The sequence below is a fragment of the Oryzisolibacter propanilivorax genome (genome assembly GCF_900103645.1).
GTDB lineage: Bacteria > Pseudomonadota > Gammaproteobacteria > Burkholderiales > Burkholderiaceae_C > Melaminivora > Melaminivora propanilivorax.
In genome coordinates this window covers 1-5,819 of the sequence record NZ_FNHP01000017.1, presented here as the reverse complement: position 1 = coordinate 5,819, position 5,819 = coordinate 1, and the positions used below count along the sequence as shown (strand labels likewise).

At 52.8% G+C, this 5,819-nt stretch carries 1 protein-coding gene, 2 tRNA genes and 3 rRNA genes; 5 read left to right on the top strand and 1 reads right to left on the bottom strand.

Translation table 11 applies throughout. From position 1 onward, the window contains the following. The coding region (locus BLQ61_RS17475; RefSeq protein WP_217629415.1) for a hypothetical protein at positions 1-204 on the bottom strand (204 nt) is incomplete at its 3' end. 212 nt (positions 205-416) lie between these two features. Between BLQ61_RS17475 and BLQ61_RS17055 the strand changes: the two genes are divergently transcribed. The 5 genes from BLQ61_RS17055 (at position 417) to rrf (ending at position 5,800) form a co-directional block, all read left to right on the top strand. Beyond that, positions 417-1,947, top strand: a 16S ribosomal RNA gene (locus BLQ61_RS17055). A gap of 111 nt (positions 1,948-2,058) precedes the next feature. Next, positions 2,059-2,135 (top strand) — tRNA-Ile (locus tag BLQ61_RS17050). A gap of 54 nt (positions 2,136-2,189) precedes the next feature. Further along, positions 2,190-2,265 (top strand) — tRNA-Ala (locus BLQ61_RS17045). A 377-nt stretch (positions 2,266-2,642) separates the two neighbouring features. After that, positions 2,643-5,521 (top strand): 23S ribosomal RNA (locus BLQ61_RS17040). Positions 5,522-5,687: 166 nt separating this feature from the next. Further along, a 5S ribosomal RNA gene (gene rrf, locus BLQ61_RS17035) occupies positions 5,688-5,800 on the top strand. The 16S, 23S and 5S rRNA genes sit together here with 2 tRNA genes alongside, the layout of an rRNA operon. Positions 5,801-5,819 lie beyond the last annotated feature (19 nt).

Genomic DNA, 5,819 nt, shown 5'->3' with positions numbered 1-5,819 from the left:
ACTTTTCTTCTCTGTCTTGATCTTCTGCAGATTTCTGTTGTATAGTTCAAGGCTTCGCTTCTGACGGAGCGCTGGTGCTAAAAGGTGCTGGCAAGCAGTTGGAAGCCGGGATCGAAAGACCCCGAAGTTTGCAAGGTCTTCAAAACCTGTGTTATAGTTCAAGGCTTCGCTGATCACAGCGAGCTTCGCAAGAAAAGCAGCCACTTCGGTGTTGCAGGTCTTGCTGGTACGTTAACAACATACAGCCGATAAGCGTGGGCGTTTGATGGTGCAAGTAATGCTCCAAAACGCGAATCTTCTCTCGGGAAGGTTTGCACAAACGCTCATGGAAACAGTTTTGAGAGATGTCTTTGTGATGTCTTTCTTTTCCGTCAAATGAGTAGAGGGCTCCTTGGAGCTCTCGCAATTTCAAGATCGAACTGTAGAGTTTGATCCTGGCTCAGATTGAACGCTGGCGGCATGCCTTACACATGCAAGTCGAACGGCAGCACGGACTTCGGTCTGGTGGCGAGTGGCGAACGGGTGAGTAATACATCGGAACGTGCCCGAGAGTGGGGGATAACGAGGCGAAAGCTTTGCTAATACCGCATACGATCTCAGGATGAAAGCAGGGGACCTTCGGGCCTTGCGCTCACGGAGCGGCTGATGGCAGATTAGGTAGTTGGTGGGATAAAAGCTTACCAAGCCTGCGATCTGTAGCTGGTCTGAGAGGATGATCAGCCACACTGGGACTGAGACACGGCCCAGACTCCTACGGGAGGCAGCAGTGGGGAATTTTGGACAATGGGGGAAACCCTGATCCAGCCATGCCGCGTGCAGGATGAAGGCCTTCGGGTTGTAAACTGCTTTTGTACGGAACGAAAAGGTCTTTTTTAATACAGAAGGCCCATGACGGTACCGTAAGAATAAGCACCGGCTAACTACGTGCCAGCAGCCGCGGTAATACGTAGGGTGCAAGCGTTAATCGGAATTACTGGGCGTAAAGCGTGCGCAGGCGGTTATGCAAGACAGAGGTGAAATCCCCGGGCTCAACCTGGGAACTGCCTTTGTGACTGCATAGCTGGAGTGCGGCAGAGGGGGATGGAATTCCGCGTGTAGCAGTGAAATGCGTAGATATGCGGAGGAACACCGATGGCGAAGGCAATCCCCTGGGCCTGCACTGACGCTCATGCACGAAAGCGTGGGGAGCAAACAGGATTAGATACCCTGGTAGTCCACGCCCTAAACGATGTCAACTGGTTGTTGGGGATTCATTTCTTCAGTAACGAAGCTAACGCGTGAAGTTGACCGCCTGGGGAGTACGGCCGCAAGGTTGAAACTCAAAGGAATTGACGGGGACCCGCACAAGCGGTGGATGATGTGGTTTAATTCGATGCTACGCGAAAAACCTTACCCACCTTTGACATGTATGGAATCCCGAAGAGATTTGGGAGTGCTCGAAAGAGAGCCATAACACAGGTGCTGCATGGCTGTCGTCAGCTCGTGTCGTGAGATGTTGGGTTAAGTCCCGCAACGAGCGCAACCCTTGCCATTAGTTGCTACGAAAGGGCACTCTAATGGGACTGCCGGTGACAAACCGGAGGAAGGTGGGGATGACGTCAAGTCCTCATGGCCCTTATAGGTGGGGCTACACACGTCATACAATGGCTGGTACAGAGGGTTGCCAACCCGCGAGGGGGAGCCAATCCCATAAAGCCAGTCGTAGTCCGGATCGCAGTCTGCAACTCGACTGCGTGAAGTCGGAATCGCTAGTAATCGCGGATCAGAATGTCGCGGTGAATACGTTCCCGGGTCTTGTACACACCGCCCGTCACACCATGGGAGCGGGTCTCGCCAGAAGTGGGTAGCCTAACCGCAAGGAGGGCGCTTACCACGGCGGGGTTCGTGACTGGGGTGAAGTCGTAACAAGGTAGCCGTATCGGAAGGTGCGGCTGGATCACCTCCTTTCTGGAACACAGAAGGGGCATGAAAGAGTCGTTGAACGTCCACACTTATCGGTTGTAGGAAAGGCAGTGGCCGGCTGAAACAACCAAAGGAATTCCGCAAGGGATGCCTGCCGGGTCTGTAGCTCAGCTGGTTAGAGCACCGTCTTGATAAGGCGGGGGTCGTTGGTTCGAGCCCAACTAGACCCACCACCCGGGCCTTTCCTTGTACTGGTATGCGGCACAAGGCAAGAGGCGAGACACAACGGGGGATTAGCTCAGCTGGGAGAGCACCTGCTTTGCAAGCAGGGGGTCGTCGGTTCGATCCCGTCATCCTCCACCACTGCCTGGACCGGCACTGCCGGCAACCCACCATTCAACACCCAAGCGGTTTGGCGACAGACCGCTTCGTTGTTGAGGCGACATTGATCGCATCAATCGGCTGTTCTTTAACAATTCATAGAGTCGAAATCAGCGTTGCTGATGGAAAGCAGGAAACTGCACCGTGCCATCAGCAACCAGTTTGATTGCGTCAAAACGAACACATCCTTTGGATTGTTCAGTAATGACGAATGTTCTCAAGAGAAGTAGCAATACTTTGATGAAGAAGCACATTTGGCATTACGGCATAACTAACGCGCGAGGTGCGAGACCTCGCAAGTGGTCTTTGATCGTGTGATGGATGGATTCTTGCAGCGATGCAAGAAGTCAAAGTTATAGGGTCAAGTGACTAAGAGCATGTGGTGGATGCCTTGGCGATGATAGGCGACGAAAGACGTGATAGCCTGCGAAAAGCTTCGGGGAGCTGGCAAATAAGCATTGATCCGGAGATATCTGAATGGGGAAACCCACCCGCAAGGGTATCGCACACTGAATACATAGGTGTGCGAGGCGAACCGGGCGAACTGAAACATCTCAGTAGCTCGAGGAAAAGACATCAACCGAGATTCCGAAAGTAGTGGCGAGCGAAATCGGAGGAGCCTTCTAGTGATAGTCAAGCGGTTAGCAAAGCGGCATGGAAAGGCCGGCCATAGTGGGTGATAGCCCCGTATGCGAAAACTGTTTGGTGGTACTAAGCTAGAGACAAGTAGGGCGGGGCACGAGAAACCCTGTCTGAACATGGGGGGACCATCCTCCAAGGCTAAATACTCATCATCGACCGATAGTGAACCAGTACCGTGAGGGAAAGGCGAAAAGAACCCCGGGAGGGGAGTGAAATAGATCCTGAAACCGCATGCTTACAAAAAGTAGGAGCCCTTTGGGGTGACTGCGTACCTTTTGTATAATGGGTCAGCGACTTACATTCAGTGGCGAGCTTAACCGAATAGGGGAGGCGTAGAGAAATCGAGTCCGAATAGGGCGATCGAGTCGCTGGGTGTAGACCCGAAACCAGGTGATCTATCCATGGCCAGGATGAAGGTGCCGTAACAGGTACTGGAGGTCCGAACCGACTAATGTTGCAAAATTAGCGGATGAGCTGTGGATAGGGGTGAAAGGCTAAACAAACCTGGAAATAGCTGGTTCTCTCCGAAAACTATTTAGGTAGTGCCTCAGGTATTACCTGCGGGGGTAGAGCACTGTTTTGGCTAGGGGGTCATGGCGACTTACCAAACCAAGGCAAACTCCGAATACCGCAGAGTACAGCCTGGGAGACAGAGCACCGGGTGCTAACGTCCGGACTCAAGAGGGAAACAACCCAGACCGCCAGCTAAGGTCCCTAAAATTGGCTAAGTGGGAAACGAAGTGGGAAGGCTAAAACAGTCAGGATGTTGGCTTAGAAGCAGCCATCATTTAAAGAAAGCGTAATAGCTCACTGATCGAGTCGTCCTGCGCGGAAGATGTAACGGGGCTCAAGCCAGTTACCGAAGCTGCGGATGCACAGTTTACTGTGCGTGGTAGGAGAGCGTTGTGTAAGCCTGTGAAGGTGGCTTGAGAAGGCTGCTGGAGGTATCACAAGTGCGAATGCTGACATGAGTAGCGTTAAAGCGGGTGAAAAGCCCGCTCGCCGTAAGCGCAAGGTTTCCTACGCAACGTTCATCGGCGTAGGGTGAGTCGGCCCCTAAGGCGAGGCAGAGATGCGTAGCTGATGGGAAACAGGTCAACATTCCTGTACCGCTCAATAGTGCGATGTGGGGACGGAGAAGGTTAGCTCAGCCAACTGTTGGAATAGTTGGTTCAAGCGTGTAGTCGTGCTCTTTAGGCAAATCCGGAGAGCTAAGATGAGGCGTGATAACGAGTGTGCTTGCACACGAAGTGAGTGATACCCTGCTTCCAGGAAAAGCCACTAAGCTTCAGCTATTGACGACCGTACCGCAAACCGACACTGGTGCGCGAGATGAGTATTCTAAGGCGCTTGAGAGAACTCAGGAGAAGGAACTCGGCAAATTGATACCGTAACTTCGGGAGAAGGTATGCCGCAAGTAGGTGAACTTGTACAAAGGGAGCCCAAAGCGGTTGCAAAAAATCGGTGGCTGCGACTGTTTAATAAAAACACAGCACTCTGCAAACACGAAAGTGGACGTATAGGGTGTGACGCCTGCCCGGTGCTGGAAGATTAAATGATGGGGTGCAAGCTCTTGATTGAAGTCCCAGTAAACGGCGGCCGTAACTATAACGGTCCTAAGGTAGCGAAATTCCTTGTCGGGTAAGTTCCGACCTGCACGAATGGCGTAACGATGGCCACGCTGTCTCCTCCTGAGACTCAGCGAAGTTGAAATGTTTGTGATGATGCAATCTCCCCGCGGAAAGACGGAAAGACCCCATGAACCTTTACTGTAGCTTTGTATTGGACTTTGAACGGATCTGTGTAGGATAGGTGGGAGGCTTTGAAGTGTGGTCGCCAGATCACATGGAGCCATCCTTGAAATACCACCCTGGTGCGTTTGAGGTTCTAACCCAGGTCCCTCTATCGGGATCGGGGACAGTGCATGGTGGGCAGTTTGACTGGGGCGGTCTCCTCCCAAAGCGTAACGGAGGAGTTCGAAGGTACGCTAGCTACGGTCGGACATCGTGGCGATAGTGCAATGGCATAAGCGTGCTTAACTGCGAGACTGACAAGTCGAGCAGATGCGAAAGCAGGACATAGTGATCCGGTGGTTCTGTATGGAAGGGCCATCGCTCAACGGATAAAAGGTACTCTGGGGATAACAGGCTGATACCGCCCAAGAGTTCATATCGACGGCGGTGTTTGGCACCTCGATGTCGGCTCATCTCATCCTGGGGCTGTAGTCGGTCCCAAGGGTATGGCTGTTCGCCATTTAAAGAGGTACGTGAGCTGGGTTTAAAACGTCGTGAGACAGTTTGGTCCCTATCTTCCGTGGGCGCTGCAGATTTGAGGAAGCCTGCTCCTAGTACGAGAGGACCGGAGTGGACACACCTCTGGTGTATCGGTTGTCACGCCAGTGGCATCGCCGAGTAGCTAAGTGTGGAAGAGATAACCGCTGAAAGCATCTAAGCGGGAAACTCGTTTCAAGATGAGATCTGCCGGGGCCTTGAGCCCCCTGAAGGGTCGTTGTAGACCACGACGTTGATAGGCTGGGTGTGGAAGTGCAGCAATGCACGTAGCTAACCAGTACTAATTGCCCGTGCGGCTTGACCCTATAACTTTGACAATACATCTGCATCTACAACGCAGAGCAAACAAAGACCACAACACACTAGTTGTGCCAGCGCAATCAAACCCGTTGCCAACGCTGATCAAATCGACTCTATGAAAGCGCCCGGACAAGCACACCAGCTGCTACCCCGAGCGCACCCCTTTTTAAGCCTGACGACCATAGCAAGTCGGTCCCACCCCTTCCCATCCCGAACAGGACCGTGAAACGACTTCGCGCCGATGATAGTGCGGATTCCCGTGTGAAAGTAGGTCATCGTCAGGCTACCCCCATTCCGCCAATA